This is a genomic window from Carboxylicivirga sp. (assembly GCF_982718395.1).
The window spans coordinates 36834-54768 of record NZ_CEXQWX010000020.1 but is presented as its reverse complement, the minus strand read 5'-3'; the positions used below and the strand labels follow the sequence as shown (position 1 = coordinate 54768).

Annotated in this window: 12 protein-coding genes; 5 read left to right on the top strand and 7 right to left on the bottom strand. The window is 38.8% G+C overall.

Going from position 1 to position 17935, the window contains the following annotated elements:
* The 5 genes from AC4MRQ_RS06300 to AC4MRQ_RS06280 form a co-directional block, all read right to left on the bottom strand.
* Positions 1–2012 (bottom strand): SBBP repeat-containing protein (locus AC4MRQ_RS06300; RefSeq protein ID WP_491196808.1); only part of this gene is annotated, 2012 nt, incomplete at its 3' end.
* A 7-nt stretch (positions 2013–2019) separates the two neighbouring features.
* Positions 2020–5175 carry an RHS repeat domain-containing protein gene (locus AC4MRQ_RS06295; RefSeq protein ID WP_491196807.1) on the bottom strand — a complete coding sequence of 1052 codons (3156 nt, stop codon included), beginning with the start codon at positions 5173–5175 and terminating at the stop codon, positions 2020–2022.
* Positions 5176–5232: 57 nt separating this feature from the next.
* Positions 5233–6708: a hypothetical protein gene (locus tag AC4MRQ_RS06290; protein ID WP_491196806.1), complete on the bottom strand. Its 1476-nt coding sequence runs from the start codon at positions 6706–6708 to the stop codon at positions 5233–5235.
* A gap of 23 nt (positions 6709–6731) precedes the next feature.
* Positions 6732–7019: a hypothetical protein gene (locus AC4MRQ_RS06285; RefSeq protein WP_491196805.1), complete on the bottom strand. Its 288-nt coding sequence runs from the start codon at positions 7017–7019 to the stop codon at positions 6732–6734.
* A 635-nt stretch (positions 7020–7654) separates the two neighbouring features.
* Positions 7655–8257: a hypothetical protein gene (locus tag AC4MRQ_RS06280; RefSeq protein WP_491196804.1), complete on the bottom strand. Its 603-nt coding sequence runs from the start codon at positions 8255–8257 to the stop codon at positions 7655–7657.
* Between the two features lie 326 nt (positions 8258–8583).
* Between AC4MRQ_RS06280 and AC4MRQ_RS06275 the strand changes: the two genes are divergently transcribed.
* Both AC4MRQ_RS06275 and AC4MRQ_RS06270 read left to right on the top strand, forming a co-directional pair.
* Positions 8584–8718, top strand: a complete 135-nt coding sequence (locus tag AC4MRQ_RS06275; RefSeq protein ID WP_491196803.1) for a hypothetical protein — start codon at positions 8584–8586, stop codon at positions 8716–8718.
* Positions 8719–9626: 908 nt separating this feature from the next.
* Positions 9627–10598 (top strand): glycosyl hydrolase family 18 protein, encoded by a 972-nt coding sequence (locus AC4MRQ_RS06270; RefSeq protein WP_491196802.1) that lies wholly within the window; start codon positions 9627–9629, stop codon positions 10596–10598.
* Positions 10599–11512: 914 nt separating this feature from the next.
* Here the strand turns inward: AC4MRQ_RS06270 and AC4MRQ_RS06265 are convergent.
* Together AC4MRQ_RS06265 and AC4MRQ_RS06260 are read right to left on the bottom strand one after the other, a co-directional pair.
* Positions 11513–12214 (bottom strand): LytR/AlgR family response regulator transcription factor, encoded by a 702-nt coding sequence (locus AC4MRQ_RS06265; RefSeq protein WP_491196801.1) that lies wholly within the window; start codon positions 12212–12214, stop codon positions 11513–11515.
* Positions 12215–12218: 4 nt separating this feature from the next.
* On the bottom strand, positions 12219–13208 hold the full coding sequence (locus AC4MRQ_RS06260) for a sensor histidine kinase (RefSeq protein WP_491196800.1): 990 nt from the start codon (positions 13206–13208) through the stop codon (positions 12219–12221).
* Positions 13209–13672: 464 nt separating this feature from the next.
* Here AC4MRQ_RS06260 and AC4MRQ_RS06255 point away from each other — a divergent pair, with 464 nt between their 5' ends.
* The 3 genes from AC4MRQ_RS06255 (at position 13673) to AC4MRQ_RS06245 (ending at position 17927) form a co-directional block, all read left to right on the top strand.
* Positions 13673–16354, top strand: coding sequence for an outer membrane beta-barrel protein (locus AC4MRQ_RS06255; protein ID WP_491196799.1), 2682 nt, complete (start codon positions 13673–13675; stop codon positions 16352–16354).
* 332 nt (positions 16355–16686) lie between these two features.
* A complete protein-coding gene (locus tag AC4MRQ_RS06250; RefSeq protein WP_491196798.1) occupies positions 16687–17067 on the top strand; it encodes a DUF4890 domain-containing protein in 381 nt (126 codons plus the stop codon).
* A gap of 197 nt (positions 17068–17264) precedes the next feature.
* Complete coding sequence (locus tag AC4MRQ_RS06245) at positions 17265–17927, top strand: hypothetical protein (RefSeq protein ID WP_491196797.1); 663 nt, start codon at positions 17265–17267, stop codon at positions 17925–17927.
* Positions 17928–17935 lie beyond the last annotated feature (8 nt).

Below are 17935 nucleotides of genomic sequence, written 5' to 3'. Positions count from 1 at the left end.
TTACTGACAGAAACATTAACGGTGCCACCGGGTATATAGCGCTCAATATTCTCACGATATATCACCTGACCGTTTATATCAGTTATTTCCGTATTCATTTGAACTTCAACTGAAGTTTCAAATCTCCAGTAAAAGTCAGACTCAACAGGATTAGGATAAATGGTTATCAGTCTCTCGCCATCAGCAAGATTAGCTAGCCCGGGACGTTCATAAAATTCAATGTTGATATCATCCTGCCACTGACAGCCCAGCGAGTCAGTTACTGTTAACGCATAGTTTTCGAGCGTTGGTTTTTCTTCTTCACTGTATACAATAATGTCTTTCAGACAACTGCCATCCTGCCATTTGTAAGCGAACACATTTTCCGGACCGGATAATTCAAGTTGTTCATTTACCAAAAGAGAAGTATCATTACCCAATGAAAATTCATATGCTTCGATTTCCGTGATTTTTACTGAGTCCGTGACCACGCATCCTTTTTTATCAACCATTGACACATGATAAACCCCTCCTTCATGAATGCTTATTTCATGAACATCCTTCAGTGTATCGTTCCAAATGATATTACTGAATTCTTTCTTTACAGATAGTATCGCTTCTGAACCTTCGCACAAGTATTCAGGCGAATCAATAACGTTGCTTACCGGAGGGCAATTATAATATTTCGCTACAAAAATATCTTCATCACCCATCGTTGTCACCTCGCTGTTACCTGCATTAAGTGTCCCGTTAAAAGCTCCTGTCAGATAGAGGTTACCTTTACTGTCCAGCATACTTCCACTGGCCTGACTGCCACCATCGCCATGTAAACTACCTAACCATGTGACTAACCCGCTCGTATCCATCTGCGCAATAAAAGCATCGGCACGATAGCTTTTGCTTTTGACAATCATCGAATCCATACGCAGGGAATCGTTGAAGCTGCCTGATACCATGGCTCCCCCCAGTTTGTTAAGCTTAATGTCAGTGCTGCGGTCATCGTAGCGGCCGCCAAAGGATTTCAACCACTGGGTACGACCCAGAGTATCCAGCCGGGTCACAAAAAAGTCACTTAATCCCTGGGTTTTATAAGTTAAGGTGTCTAAATAAAGCTCATGATTAAAGTTGCCATTGGCTAACAGGCGGTTATCATTATCGCACGTCATGCCGGTAATTTCGACATACGACGGACTTATAAATGTTTTACCCCACTTTGCCTTCATGGTGCTATCCAATTGCACAATAAAGTTGTTGCATTGTTTTTGGCTTGCCAGTGGCATTTCAACATTATCAAAATGCAGGGGCTGTTCATAATAACCTGCCAAATACAGATTCCCAGTACTATCAGCAGCCAGTGCGCCGGGTTTTTCTTTGCCCTTGCCGCCATACTGTTTAATGGTATTTAATACCCCGTCGGGACTGATGCTGAGCATAAAAATATCCTGATGTCCCTTGCTTTGAAAATTCGCGGCTGCACAACTTAAAGAGTCAGTAAAGATACCTCCGCAAATTAAATTACCGTCTTTATCCGTTTCCAGTAAATAGGACGATGCAGCTCCTGAATAAGGAAGCGTATAAACCCAATCGCTTTTACCACGTTTATTGATACGGGCCACAAAGAGCTTTTTCCCCTGACCGGTAATCTTTTCTTTACCAAACTTCATCTCACCATGCAATAAGCCCGTGATGTAAAGATCATTATCCGGTGCTTTTTTAATGGCATTGATCTTGTCCAGGTACTCACCTCCGGCCTGCCACAGCCATTGAACCCTGCCTTTTTTATTATAACGTGCCACGTAAATATCACGGTTACCTTCACTTTTGACATTCTTTTTACCACCCTGTAAAGTTTCGGTAAATGCCCCGGCAATATAAATATTGTCTTTATCATCAATCGTAATACCATTGACAATATCCCATCCGCTGCCTCCGAGCTGCTGCATCCAGTGCCATATTTTTTGGTTTTCCTGTGCATCGACCTGCAAACCAAGCAGCATAAGACAGCATAAGCTGATTGTTCTTATAGAATTCATAGTAAGTTTAGTTAGAAGTTTGACCGGCATAATGGTATTCATGCTTTTTAATGATGTTAAAGTCCTGATCACGTACAAATTTCAGGCGACCATATTCATCGTACTCGTAATAGGTCGTGCGCCCGTTGGGATCGGTCTGGGAGGTCATCCCAACCAAAGGATCGTAGGTATAGGTCGTGATAAGGGCACCTGGCGGTAAAGCTGTTCTGATAGCATCGTTATTGGTCTTCAGATTCGAACGATTGGTGCTTGTAATCTTGGTATAACCATCCAGCTTATCCAGTTCTGCCTGAATATTGTTAGTATTGTCATCAATATATGACAGTGACAGGTTAACGATATTAGCAACAGGTAAGGTGTTGTCATATCCCCAACTGAAAACAACCTTTGTTCCATCCTGCAACAGGTAATGCAGGATGTTTCCAAATTCATCACGTTCTACAATATCATATTGTTGAAAATCGGAAGCTATTCCGGCAGGATACACCTTTTTTGATGATAATGTTACATAGTCATATCTGCCATCATATGTGAAATCATTATGCGACTCAAAAGTTTTAGTACCGTTTATTTTTGTTATCTCATTCACCACAGGTGAAATCATGAATTTCTCCAGCATTTTCTGCGGGACCCCGCTTCCCTGGGTAGTTCCTACATCTGTAGGATATTCATAACACTCCTCTTTAGTCTTTCCATTACTCAGATAGGTTGTCACTTTAGTAATATTTTTATGGCTCGTGCTTCCATACTCATTGATTACGATTGTTTCCATTTCATTACTACCATGATAAGTATAATACCTGGCTTCATCCAGGCGATACCATTCCGAATGATAATGACTGGTATAGGGTTCATAAAACTGATCCTGATCGTTTTGACAGAGGTCATTTTTCATATACTGCGAAAAAACAGATGTCAGTCTTGGAGAAGGAATATTAGTGGCTTTGTTGTAGTCAAATACCTCCCGTTTCACATCATTACCGGCTGCATCCTTGTATAAATTTTCGAGCGGCAGCCCCCTTCGCCAGGAGTAACTGACCGGTGGGCTAACTGAACTGCCTGATGAGTTTAAGGCTTTCGTAAATCGATGTATGGATTTACCATTACTGCCGGCTGCATCTTCGGTAACAGTCACCTGGGTGTATGAAACAGGCCTGTCTCCACTACCTAAAAACCATGAACTGGATGACTTACGTCCTATAACCGTACCACAAATTTTCATTTGGCAATCAGTTCCGGTGCCTATTCTTGTATAGGTGTTAAAGCTGTAATCATACCTGTCTTCAATGTATTCGCCATAATTGCCGTTTACAAGGTAACCGGAAGATTCCAGGTCATCTGTTTGATAGTCATAAATTTTGGTAGTTATCTCACCATTAAAATCCCTGGTGATTTTATCAACCTTCAGGCCTCCGGCAATATCTGAATAGATCATATGACTGCCGGTTTGCTCTTCAAACGTTAATTTACACCAGGCGGCATCACCATAATTGTTTATGGAGGCTAACAGCTCATAAGTCCCGGCACTAAGAAAAACCTTTTCTGTCTTAATGCTTGTATGTGTACCGCCATAAATCTGTCCGTCCAGTGATATAACCGAGGTACAGGGATCATCGCCGGTATTGTATCGCCTGTATTGCAGCGTCACATTCTGATCAAAATCTATCTCAATACTTTGAGTAATCGTTTCAGGAGCATTGGCCTGACGGAGATCGATTTCTTCATAGGTACTGCCTGATTCTATTATCTCCCTTTCCGTATAATATTCGTTGGCTGAATATTCAAAACGGGTGTGCCCCTTTGTAGGGTATGTGATCTGCGTTAATATACAGGCTTTCATATACTCTTCAACAGGCTGGCGATTGGCACCATCAGGGAAGCGTCCGTTTCTGTTATCCTCATCCTTTGGGATGTAGGTATTGTTCGTTGTTTCATTATTGAAATATCCCCAGTGATCTACAGCATATGAACTTTTACATGGTAATTCAGTGGTGTTATATTGAAATTCATAATACCTCTCTTTTTCATCCTCTTCTTGTGAGAGAGCATCAATAAAATTAAGCTTCAATCGGCTGCATGTTATATTGGGTGGATCATCTCCAAAATAGCCATAATCAAATTCCCATCCTTTTACCAGGGAACCATCCTTTTTTTTAATCTTAATCTTTGTTAAAGCTTTTACATTGGTTCCCGAAATATCCCCACGCGAAAAATCAGCAACAAATTCTATTTGTCCTTCCGGGAAATCAATATGTGTCAATCTCCTGGACGTATATGTGGCAAGACTGTAACTTTTGCTGGTCTTCGGATATGGGCTAGGACTACATGCGTAATACCCTGGTGTTATCAGTTTTGATTGTGATATATCCACATAGGAACTGGAACTAAACGTATCATCATAAGAAAAATCGATAGTTTTTCTGGTGGGGGACTTGATCTGTTTCAACAGCCAGGTCGAAGTATAATATTGCGAGTTTCCTGTAGAAGATTCTGAAAGAGTCGTCTCAAGGTGTTCTGATCCTCCAAAGAAATAACCGGTGCCATCAGGTGCCGTGATGACCCATTCATTCAGCCCTGTTTTTTCAATTCTCAGGTCGCTGTTGTTGGGCATCAAATGGTATTCATCACTCACAGGATCTCTGAAAAACTTACCTGAATGACCGGCGAAATTATAGAAAAAGATATCAGGCTGACCATCACTTTCACCATCGGCTATCCGGCGCATAGCATCCAGCTTGCCGGATGTATTATTGAGAATGGCTTCAACATCAAAATACGTTGAATAGTAACCATTACTACCGGTGTCGTCATTACCGCGCACAGTTCTGGTGATCATTCCGCCGGCCGATAGCGTCCAGCCTAACCCAACCCAGGAGGCTTCCTCTTTGACCTTATGGCCACCTGCATGATAGCTTAAGCTGATGTCTAAGTTTAAATCGCCATTACTGATCGTATAGAGAGGTAAATTGATCTGGGGTATACCGCTCGCCATATCTGTGGGTATTTCCCCGTATTTTCCCAAAGCCGATGCATCGGGAGATGGAGGAACCACATTGACATCTATCGGGATGTTCTCTTCCTGTGAGAAAACACCATGACTGCATAGGAGCATCCCAAATAACAAAAGGTATTTGATTGCTCTAATTAAATATATTTCTTTCATACTTAACATTTATTTATAGTTATTCGGCATAATGGTAATAGTGCCTTTGAATAATATTTATAGTCGTGATTGAGACGCTGCTTCGATCATCTCCACCACCATCTTCCTTAACGCTTCCATCTCACTTCTCATCGCTCGTCTCTCACTTCTTACCTGTCCCCGGTCTTCCAACAACTCCTTAACCTTAAACTCTAAACTCTCAACCTTCTCGTTATTCTTTTCCGTCATCCGTCTTCTGTCCTCTGTTAATTCCTCAATTTTCTTCTCCTGCTCTATGGAATAAAGCGTCAGCTCCTCCACCTTCATCAGCAGCAGCTTGTTCATCTCAGCCAGGTTCACGCCTGCCTCATCCATCTCAGCTGCACTTGGTATTTCAGGTAAATGTCTATTGGCTTTTATAAAAGCTTCTACCTCGGTAAGGTCCTTTAAGTGGTAGTTATCTTCGAAAACAAAGTCGGCACCTCCCAGTGATTCAACCAGTACTTCGGGGGCTTTAACAATACCGTCTACCTGGAGGTCTTTTTTCATCCAAACATTTCCATTGCCCTTAATGGACATTAAATGATTATTAAACCCGGATTTAAAAAGAACAGCATTATTATCTCCTACACCTGCTTCACTATCATAGTATTTAATGTCAAACACCAATCCTGCCTGATTATTAAAGTTACCGCCTACATCTTTTGATTTTAATGTGTAATATAAAATTGGCTCAGTTACATCATTGTGTGCTTCTAAGAAATTAGTGTAATCATTAGACAGTTTTCCGGATCTGAAGCGTACATATTTATATGAATCTGTGGTATACCTTAACCAAATATTATTATCATACGTATTGTTAAAATCCTTATTCTCACAAGTTATTGTTCCGCTGTTTATTCTTACCTTATCCTGCTCATCAAAATCTCTAAATATAAAATCATAATCAGAATAAAAATTCATTGTTTGTTTACTTCTAAAATCCAGAAATCTGTCAGATCGGATACCGTCATTGTAAATGCCTGTTTTTTGTCCAAACATATTTTCCAACACAATTGAGTATTTTTCCGGATTAAAGGAAGCTTCAGTAATAAGTTCTGATGTTTGATAATTTTTAATGTGAAGAGGATTTTCATTAACATTGTATAGGTACAATTTTCCGTAACCATCTATTGCATCTGTAAATGCATCTTCATATCGGTATGCAAGTTCTAAATAAAAATAATCGGCAGGAGTACCATCATAGAATATTTCAAGGTCTTCAGGATTTTCATACCATTTTTCAATAACTATGTCATCATCCGTAAGATTGTCTATAACTTCTTTAGTATGTTTATTACGGACTTGAAGTATAGCTCCATCATATACATTGAAGGAATACATAAAGATATATACCATTGTTGGATAACCAGGATCTTCAAAAGTAAAGGTTCCTGAAGTATTTGTTAAATCATAGAAATCATAAGCCTCTGTATCAGAATAAGGAAGAACAGTTTGTGAATAAATATAACTGCTTAATAATAATAAAACTGTGGTAATAAAATATTTTTGCATGGTTTATTTATTTAATTGAATAATTACTTCTTTGCGTTATCAATTATGGTTTTTATTTCAATCTGTAATTCCTTTTGTCTTTTAATTAATTGCTTGCGTTCTTCATCATTAGAATTTCCTTCTTTTAATTTTTTCCTGTTTTCATCACATTCAGAGAATAAAACATTTAGGTTTGTTATCTCATCTTGAGATAAACTGACAGTTTGATTTATTTTTTTGACGTTCCGATGATTTTTTGTCTTCTCATCTTGATTAGTAAAAGACATGCATACCATAGAAATGATAATCATTAAAATACTTAATGTTTTCATGTTAATTGTTTTACCCTGACAGGCGGGTCGCCTATAATTTTTAAGTATTGTTATCTCCGTAAAAGAGTATTGTTTTTATTACTGAATTGAATTCAATAAAGTATTAGGAAACAGTTCCTGTTTCTGCTCTGCTTCCTTTCAACTTCATGTTAGGTGCTTATATTCTATTTATTCACCATCGCGCGCCTTTGATCCTTAAAGGGAAAGCAACGTGCAAGTCATTTTGTAGGTTGGAGCTTTCGTTCATCACAGATTATTGACCGTTGACTTAAGATCTCATCCAATTGAAAATTGACTTTTTGACTTGTAAATCAAATAACCTTGATACCAATTCCGTATCACTCGCTCCGCACTTACACCATAAAGAAATATCAACACGCATATTCAAGCTGTAAATCAGTTCCCCTTTAGGGGTTAGAGGTACCAAGCTGTTCATCAAAGCCCTAAAGGAGTTTGGAGGTTTAGCTGCAAATCCTTTTCCGTCTCCCGTCCCCGGTCTTCTGTCTCCCGTCCCCGGTCCTCCATCAACTCCTCAACTCTAAACTCTGAACCCAAAACCCGTTTTTCGCCAACACACAACAGTTACATAGTACTAAACCCGGCACCATTCCGGGCTTAGCACCTCAATCATCTAACTATTCCATCTCACTTTCCACTTCCTCAACTTCCTCCCTCTTACCGCCTTTGTGCAGGTTCACAATAATGCGCGCAGCCTTGTAGTTTTGATACACTTCAGGATGACTATGCTCAAACAACAGCATCAGTTTATCAGTTTTATTCTTTAATAACTGATTGATCTCCGAGAAAAGTTCTTTCATACGTTGAGTGGCCTGCGAACGGGTAACTATAGCCGAGCGTGGAGCCGAGATAACAGTAATAAAATCATCAATCTCTTTTTTCAACTCATCCACTTTTTCAGGTGCACTGCCATAATCCACAAATATATCCTTATGCTTCACGGCCAGTGAATGGATATTGAGACAGGCCGTTTTCAATTGTTCCGAACTCTTGCGTTGAAGCGCGGATGGCGACACGCTGACCTTGGCCTGCAATTCAGGCAAGTCATTATCAATGGCATATACGTAGAGTATAGCAGCCACCTGAATGGCTGCCTGTATCATTTCCGCCTCTTCCTTTTGCTTTAATTCGGCATGACCCACCGAATGACCAGCCTGGATCATCACGACTTGTTCAAGTTCACTCATATGCTCACCAAACACGGTGCGGGCACTTGTCATTGCAGGGTTAGTGTCTAGTACGGAACTGTAAGTGCCGAAAGTATCAGCAACAGCATTAAACATTGACTTTTGATTTTGTTGAGTTTTGTTCATCTTATTATGAGGTTTATTTGATAATAATTATGAAAGATATATGGGCGGGCAATAAAAACCAAATTAACAATAATAGTAATTGACGAATCAATAAATATTCCTGATGAAAGTGGTTAATTAACGGATAAACATATATGAGATGTATGAAGATGTGTCCGCAGAACCATAAGTATTGTAAGCGGTTGTAATAAATGTCTATGAATTATCTTGACATACTTTAGAACGATCTATACATGCATTTGCGAGACCATAAGCATTGTCTGTGGTTGCATCAGATGCCTTCGAATCGCCCTAATACGCGTATGAATAACCTGAAGATGCGTTTGCGTGACCATGAGTATCGTCTGTGGTTGCAGCAGATGCTTTAGAATCACCTTGATAAGCGTATGAATGACTTGAAGAAGCGTTTGCGTGACCAAGAGCATCGTCCGCGATTGCAACAGATGCCTTCGAGTCATCCTGATAGGCGTATGAATGACTTGAAGACGTGCTTGCGAGACCATGAGCATTGTTCGAGATTGCATCAGATACGTTCGAATTATCCTGACACGCATATGAATGACCTGAAGATGCGTTTGCGTGACCAAGAGCATCGTCCGCTGTTGCAGCAAATGCTTTCGAATTACCCTGACATTACTTATGAATGATCTGAATATGTGTTTGCGAGACCATGAGCATTGTCCGCGGTTGTAACAGATGCTTTCGAATCATCCTGATAGACGTATGAATGAGTTGAAGGTGCGTTTGCGCCACCATAAGCATCGTTCATGACAGCAACAGATGCATTCTAATGACTCTGACTTGCGTCCTAACAACCTGAAGACACACACTTGGAACCATGAGCATCGTCCGCTCACCTGCTGACTATTAGCAGTATGTAAATGTCAGCTGGTGAGTAAAAAAGGAAATCAAATTTTGCTTAACAACTTTTTAAGGGTTGTAATGAGAAAATGTAGCATCTATTGTTTTCTTTTATCATGATAATGTAGAATTTGTCTTGAAATAGTCGAGTTACCACATATTTTCATTAATCCAGGTATATGAAAACATTTTCAGCGAAAATCCGCGTCATCTGCGGGCTATAAATTCCGCTTATCGAATTAAGGTACGAATAGAGATAATAACCAAGTATAATTAATCCCACTTATGGATTGTTTGACCCAATCGTGTGTATTTATCCCTTTATTGGAGCATTTAAACCAGCCTGCAGTTACTGAATATACGATTCATCTATCTTCATCCTCCAATAAAGGTATGTAATATCTATACATTGGAAATGAAGATCAGCGATAATTTAAAGATGAGCAACATGGTTAAGAATTATTTATTGGTATTAAGTTTTTTGGCGGCAATATCTGTTCATGCACAAAATAGTAACAAGATACGTGTGGTGGGATATATACCAGACAGGAGCGTTGCAAAAATGACTGAAGATGTGTTTGATCATATTAATGATGCTATTTACTTTGGCGTAAAGGTAGATGATGACGGAAATATCAATAGGAAGGATATTGATAAGGATTTAAATTACTTATTAAAATTAAAAGGAGACCGTTCTGTTAACATGAGCATCTGTTTTGGAGGATGGGGAGCGTCCGACTTCTTTATTGAGATGACGGCCGATTCAGAATCAAGAGCCAATTTTTGCAGACAAACGCTTGAATTGTGCCGGCAATACCAGCTAAAAGGAGTAGATATTGATTGGGAGTTTCCCAAAAATAAGGCACAAAAAGAGGGGTTTCGTTTGTTGATTAAGGATCTAAACGCTGTATTAAATCCTGAAGGCATTGATATAACGGTAGCGGTGGGGTTCTGGAACAAGCAAGCTCGCTTAACAGCATCGGTAGAACCCTATATTAGTGGTGTTAACCTGATGTTGTATGATAATTTTAGTCCGCTAAAAGGGCAGGCCTCATACACATTGGTTAAGCGCACAATAAAGCGATTTATACGTAAAGGTATTCCGGCTGAAAAACTTTTTGCTGGTGTTCCGTTTTATGGTCGTCACCGCTGGTGGTGGAAAAAAGATATGTCTTATAATGCGGTGGAAGGACATTCAGATGCCATTAGTCCCAAAGGTGTCTATAACGGCTATTTTTTTGATGTTCCAAAAACACTGGATTCTAAAATGGAATTGATCCGGGAAATGAACCTTGGAGGCATAATGATTTGGGAATTGGGACAAGATGTCGATATCAACCATCCAAAATCTTTATTGAGGTATATTAGTGAGAGAAACAAGCCGTGATCATATTTCTGGGTTGAATACTATTTCAAATATCTCATAAAATTACCACACATTAATTCTTATTCACCCCGCCATTAGATCGCAAATGGAATATGCCTTCGCTCTGTATTAATTAAGGAGAGAGATTGTTAATGGGCAAATTGGTTTTTGGCCTCAGCAATGACATTGGGGTACCCACTGCATGAAATGAAGGATAAAAAGATTTGGAACCGAAGCTGTAACTCTTTAAATCTTTTCCGAAATGAATGCTTAGTGGGTCAATGAGTGCTGTAGCCAACGGGGTTTTTCCTTAGTTTTTCACCTGAAGGAAAAAGTAAGTCGCCGAAGGCAAGATAAATATACACTTAATGTGTTTTGATTCTTTTTAAACAGCAGTGGTTGGTTGAACGGTACTTTTACTTATCGCGGGTTAAATTTCTCTCCACAAAAATGTCAATTGATCGCATCTCGCAAATACTAAGGAAACATACACACAACAGGGAACCATATACCTTCCAACATACACTACTCAAATATGCTGAGCTACAGTGCTCTTAAATGCAGAGCTATAGTGCTCCGAGATACAGAGCTATAAAGCTCTTAGGTACAGAGCCACGGCGCTCTTGGATATAGAGCTATGAGGCTCTTAATTAGAGAGCAGTAGCGCTCTGAGATACCAGATAGGACTATCTGGGGTATATTACCTATGTAGGTGAGAACCTCTGACCTTAGAAGCATTACAGGTGTCAGGTATATAACATAGCCATAAGGCATGAAGCATATAAATCCGAAGGCAGGACCGCATTGCCCGCAGATAGCAGGATGCCAGCTAAAAGTATTTCATCTGTTTAGGTAAATAAAAATCAGCAATAATATTCGCAATCCGCAGGAAACAAAAACTTTCGAATAGCAGATGGTAATAAAGAGAACCAATCTTATTCAATCAATTTCCTCAGGTTCTCTTTATAGGCTCTTCCAATCGGTAATTTGATATCACCAATTTCAAGGGTATTACCATAATAGCTTGAAATATGTTCCAGATTAACCAGGTAAGACTTATGGATACGAACAAAGGAGTGCATGACGAATTCTTCTTCAATATTTTTCAGGCGTTCGTGTTTCAGGTATTTCTTGCCATCACTACAATAAATGGTGATATATTCCTTCGAACCTTCAACATGGGTAATGTCTTTAATCCACACTTTAACCGACTTATAACCACTTTTCAGAAACAGGTATTTTTTCTCAGCTTCTTCAATATTAACCTTCCCGGAAGGAGATTCAACAGGTTTAACTTTTAAAACAGCTTGTGCAAACCTCTCAAAACTTATTGGTTTAAGCAGATAGTCTGTAACACTGAGGTTAAAACCTTCCAACGCATATTCAGAGTAAGCTGTAGTGAGAATAATATGTGGTTTGCTATTAAGTGTACGGATAAAATCAAGACCCGTTAAACCCGGCATTTGAATATCCAAAAACATGAGGTCTATCTGCTCCTTTAGTAAGAAAGGATAGGCATCTGTCGCATTGTTAAAGGTAGCCAGCAACTCAAGTTGAGGCATTTGCGACACATAATTCTTCAGGTAATCAACTGCAATCGGTTCGTCGTCTATAATTATGCACCTTATTTTTTCCATTCTGTTATTTGTTTAATGGCAATTCAAGAAATACAAAATACTGGTTCTCTTCAATCTGTTTTTCCAGTTTGTATTCATCTTTATAAATCAATTCAAGTCGTTTAGCTACATTATCATTCCCAACGCCACCGTATACATGGTTTTGTTGCTTTGCAAAACTATTGACACAAGAGAAATGCAGATACTCGTTTTCTATCCAGATATTAATCTCCACTTTTCCATTAGGATTAGTAACAATATCACCGTGTTTAAAACAGTTCTCAATAAAAGGAAGTAAAATAAGAGGTGCAATTTTATAGCTTATGTGACTGTCAGCTCTGTTGTATGTAAGGTTTTCAGGATGCAAAAGCCGAAGTCGTTCCAGTTCCAGGTAATTACTGATAAAATCAAGTTCTCTTGCCAGAGGTACACGGTCACTTTGCGTTTCATAAATAATATAACGCATTGCGTGCGATAATTTTAAAATAGCTTCAGGTGCTTTGGGATTACTGTTGTAACTCAGACCATATATGTTATTGAGCGTATTAAAAAAGAAATGAGGGTTGATCTGGTTTTTCAGAAACTGAAGCTCTGTTTCTTTTTTTTCGAGTAACACAGCGTTCTTTTGATTCTCAACCTGCTGTTTATTAATGATAAGGCGATATACAAAACTGGTTAATAGTACAAATAAGATACGTATAAAACCATATTGCTTTACTCCAAAGGGGATTTCGGCATGAAGGATGTAATCGAGTATTTTGAAAGAAACACGTAGTACAACTGTACCTAAAACAAATAAAATGACCAAGTATATGGAAAATGATAAGAAGCGTTTCTTTTCAAATGTTTGTCTTTGAATAAATACAGAGCCATAAAATGTGAGAGCATATATACCATATAAAGTAATTGAAATGATTATTGCTTCCTCTAATTCATTGCTGTTTTTGGAGAGTACCCTTAATAAAATCAGCCCAATCCAGATGCAGATGTGTAATATATAATGTGTTGGTTTCATCGAAAGAAAGTTAATATTTGTTCGTTTGCAATCCAAAGGAAGTATTATCATTTCCATCAGACAGATATGCTTCAACCAACAACTCAAAAAGTATAACCAACAGCAGTTTTTGAGTGTTTATGACAACATTATAAGATGTAGTTCACCTCTTTCAGAGTTGAGACTTATAATGGAGATATCAGTCGGGTTGCCAATAAAAAAGGCTGAAAGCCTTTTAAACCTTGATAGCAATACATAGTCACTATCTCCCCGAATGGGGGTAAATATAGATAACCACGGGTAAAGCCCGTGGAATAGTGACCTCAGAAATCATGAACCCTGAAAGGGGTCAACCTTTAAACAGTGAATCTCATTACTCGCCCATTTCATAATCAGCTATAGACATTGGTGTTAGATATTATGTCGTTGGTTGAATAGGGATAAGAGTCGCTATGCGTGCAGATACTTTTGCTCCTAAAAAAACGATGAGACGAACTATTTCAATTATTCTTGTAGTGTTATCAACCTTTTGGGTTGAAGTTGTTGCTCAAAACAATACATCGATTAAAGGTCAGCTGGTAGATGCCGGCACTGGTGAAGCTCTTCCTGGCGCTTCTGTTGTTCATCAAACCGGAAAAGGAACGATTACCGATATAGAGGGGGTGTTTCGGCTTGAAGTAAAAGCTGATAGTTCATACCATCAGCTTAAAATCTATTTTGTGGGGTATGAAAGAATGGCTTTAGAGTTCAATGCATTAAATGAGAACCATGATCTGGGGCGTGTAGCTCTGAAAGCTGAAGAAATTGCCATTAATGAAGTTCAGGTGAACGGCAAAGTGCCCATTGCCGTTCAAAAAGGGGACACCTTATCCTTTAAAGCCTCAGCGGTCAAGGTCAATGACGACGCTATAGGAATTAACCTGATTAAAAAACTACCGGGTTTTAAAACCGGTGAGGACAAAATTGAGGTGCAAGGCGAAAAAGTGCAGAAAATTTATATCGATGGTAAGCCTTTTTTTGAAGATGATCCCAAGCAGGCACTCAACGCTTTGCCCGCAGATGTTATTAAAAGTATCGAATTGTACGATGATTATGGTGAAATAGCTGCATTTACAGGTTATGCAAGTGGTAATAGTGTAAAAGCTATTAATATTATTACCAAGGAGGGAAGTCGTAAAAACTGGTTGGGAAGCTTAAGTGCAGGTTTGGGTACAGATGCTTATTACGATGTGGAAAATACAATCATGTATGCCAATGAGAAACATGATCTGACCATTCTGAATGACAATAACAATGTGAATAAAAGTCGGGCAGATATGTCAGATTTTAAGAGTTTTGAAGCCCAAGTACAAAGTAAGTTGGGATTAGTATCGGCCAATGAGCCGCTGGCAGGAGAACAGAACACACGTAACATTGCCGCCAATTATCATTTTGAACCTAACGACAAAACACAACTTTCACTGGATTACACTTATGGCAAACAAGAGAATACACTGGAGCAATTAAGTTCTCAAAACTATCAGGATGCTTTGTTTTATGATATTTCGGATACGACTCACTCAGACAGTTATCGTCATAAAATCAACCTGAAATATAACTACGAGAAAGGTAATGATAAGCTTATTGTGAGTGGGAAATTCAGTTACATAGACGGTAGTTTCCATGGAATAACTCAAAAGGATGGATATACAGCAAATTCAATGTTGAATACCAGCCGTTCAGAGAACACAACAAGTAGTGAACAACTGTATTCCGGTACAACGGCCATCTGGTTGCATAAGTTTGGTGATAGCGGTCGTTCATTAGCTACCATTGCTAACCTGACGCTTCAACAGAACGATAAAAACAGTATGCTTGGAGCTGATGTTACCGATATTCAGGGAAGTGAATTGCTCGTTGATAACAAGGAAGTACTTGATGGAACTGATAATAAGGTGTTTGCCCGGATAGCTTATAAAGAGCCTTTGTCGATATTTTCGAACCTGAATTTTGTGCTTAGCTCAACCTATGGCTGGTCTTCAGCAAATAAGGAAGCCATGTTGACTTCTGCACAACAATATTCAACCAATTGGGTGATGGATGAGTCATACTTTAATTATAATATTAACCGTGCCGAACTGGGATACAGTTCAATGGGCTTAAAGTTTGTGTTTAATGCCGGCCTTGGTTTTGAGCAAAGCAGTACCGATAAATCATTTTTAATACCAGAAGAGGATTACGAAACAAACCATTACAATTACGCGATTCATCCACTTCTTTTTGGCAAGTGCTTTATATCAAGTAAGCAAACATTGTCTTTCCTGGTTCGCAGCTCAACCGTGATGCCTTCCATAACTCAGCTTCAGCCGACTGTTACCATGACAGAGCCCTTAAAAGTAACCATCGGTAATCCAAACCTGGAGCAAGGAGTGCAGTTTATGGGTGTTGCCCGGTATGTGCAGACCAACAGCGAGAAATCCCGTTTTTTCTCAGCCTATGTGTTTGCCCGGTATTCAGATAATTTTGTTGGCGTAAAGAATTACTTTACCGATGAAGTTCAAAATGTTTATGGTTACCAACTGGCGGCCGGAACAAACGTATTTCAGCCGGTTAACATGGATGGCTACTTCAATCTGATGGCTGGTTCTGATTATGCTTTTCCGGTAAAGTTGCTTCGTTCCAATCTGAATATTGGTATGAAATATACCTACAGTGAAATCCCGGCCATTCTGCAAGATGTTGAATTGACTGCCTTTAACCATTCTGGCGCTTTAAACATATCGTTGGCAAGTAACATCTCACAAAAAGTAGATTTCCTGCTGTCGAATGAGTTGATCTATAACCATTCATCTAATTCAGAGTCGGATAATGAGACGCGGTTCCTTCAGAATAATTTAAAGCTCGAAGCATCCATTGAGTTTATCGATAGCTGGAAACTGGGACTGGATGGTAATTATAGTACGTTTAACTACTTTGATGATTACCAGTCGCAAGATTATATGTTGCTCAATGCTTCTATTACCAAACAGTTTTTGAAGGAAGACAGGGCAAGTATCGAACTGAGAGCATACGATATTCTTAATCAAAACCAGGGAGTCAACTTCAGTATTCACGAGACATATACCGAACAGATTCAAAGCAATAGCTTAAAGCAATATGTGATGCTCACCTTCAAATATAAATTCTGATAAGTATCTATTGGTAATGCCAATCGTTGAAACTGATATTTAATGTACCGCACCTTCAGTGCTTTATCATTACAGGCCAGATTAAGAGCAATGTTTAACAGTCCTGAAAAGGACGATACATATTAGCATAGTCCGTTAGGGCTATGGTCAGTAGATAATGTAATTGAGGGCTGAAAGTCCGGTACATCTATACATTTCATACTCTTTTAACGATTTGCATTTGTAGTTGGTGGTATCAAAAATGTCGTTGGTTTAAATCCGGCTAAACAGCGCTTTGTTGCCATCTATATTTGAATTATGAAAATCAATTAACAATTATAAAAACGATAAACATGAAAAAGTTATTATTCATTCTGACAATCGTAATGTGCAGCCAATTAACAACCGTTGCACAAGATTCGAGAAACTTAGACAACCTGCCACCAGCCGAAGAACGAGCTGAAATGCAGACCGAGATGATGAAGGAAAAGCTTGAGTTGACCGATGATCAGGTTCCACTTGTAAAAGCCATTAACCTGAAAGCAGCTCAGGCCCTTGATGAAGTTGCTAAAAAAACAGATCGCATGCAAAAGTTTAAAGCCTTTCGCTCAGCACAGCAGGAGAAAGACGAGGCTTTAAAGGATGTACTAACGAAAGATCAGTACAAACTTTACCAGGATAGCAAGGAAGAAATGAAGAAAAAGCTAAAAGAACACAGAAAGTCAAAGAACTAAGAAACTGTTTAAATTTTGTTTTTGAGAGTTAGTTTGGATGAATTAAGTTCTCAGACAAGACAAAAATGATGCGAATAGCATCGCTATTTAAAGAGTTTTTGCAGCAGTATGAGGGCTTAAGTCGCCAAAATAAGCCAAAGGATAAAACTTAAACAGTTTCTAAACATTTTTCACACAACTAATAAAAACATAAACTCATGAAATCAATTTTAAAGTATTTGTTTGTATCACTATTTGCTATCAGCCTTGTATCATGTGAATCAGAAGAGGAAAAAGTGGTGTATATCTTTGGTCATCCTGATTTAATTGAAAACATCGTTAGTGATTTTGTTGAAGTAGGTTCATATGGATTGGAAAAGCAGGTGGAAATAGCTTCCAGCGTGGCCAATGTGAGCCTGACAGATCCGGCAGATAATTACTCGGAAACGTTACAGAACTTTTATGAAGGACCATATGGCTATTATAACTATGAGCTTGACTATGAGGCCACACATGTTGAAAATACTATTGAATTGAATTCTTTAGCAACAGGTGAGTACGAAACAAGCTATGTCGAATCGGAGGATGAAATAAACAATACCTGGGTGATGACGGAAGTTGACGAAGCAAGTGATTTCTATATGCTAAGCGGTACATCTACCCGTAATGGCTTTCAATATTCCAAAGTATATGATGATAGTTTTGATTCTGATATTGAGCTGATTTTCGAAGGGTTGGAGATTAACCGTATAACCAATAAAATCAAGAAAGGAGAGATAAAGTTTACATACGTGGGTGAAAGTTCATATGGAGAAGTTTATTCAAACAACGGCACCATTAAGTATAGTGATTATACAAGTGTGCTAAGCTTTGATGAATAACTAATCCA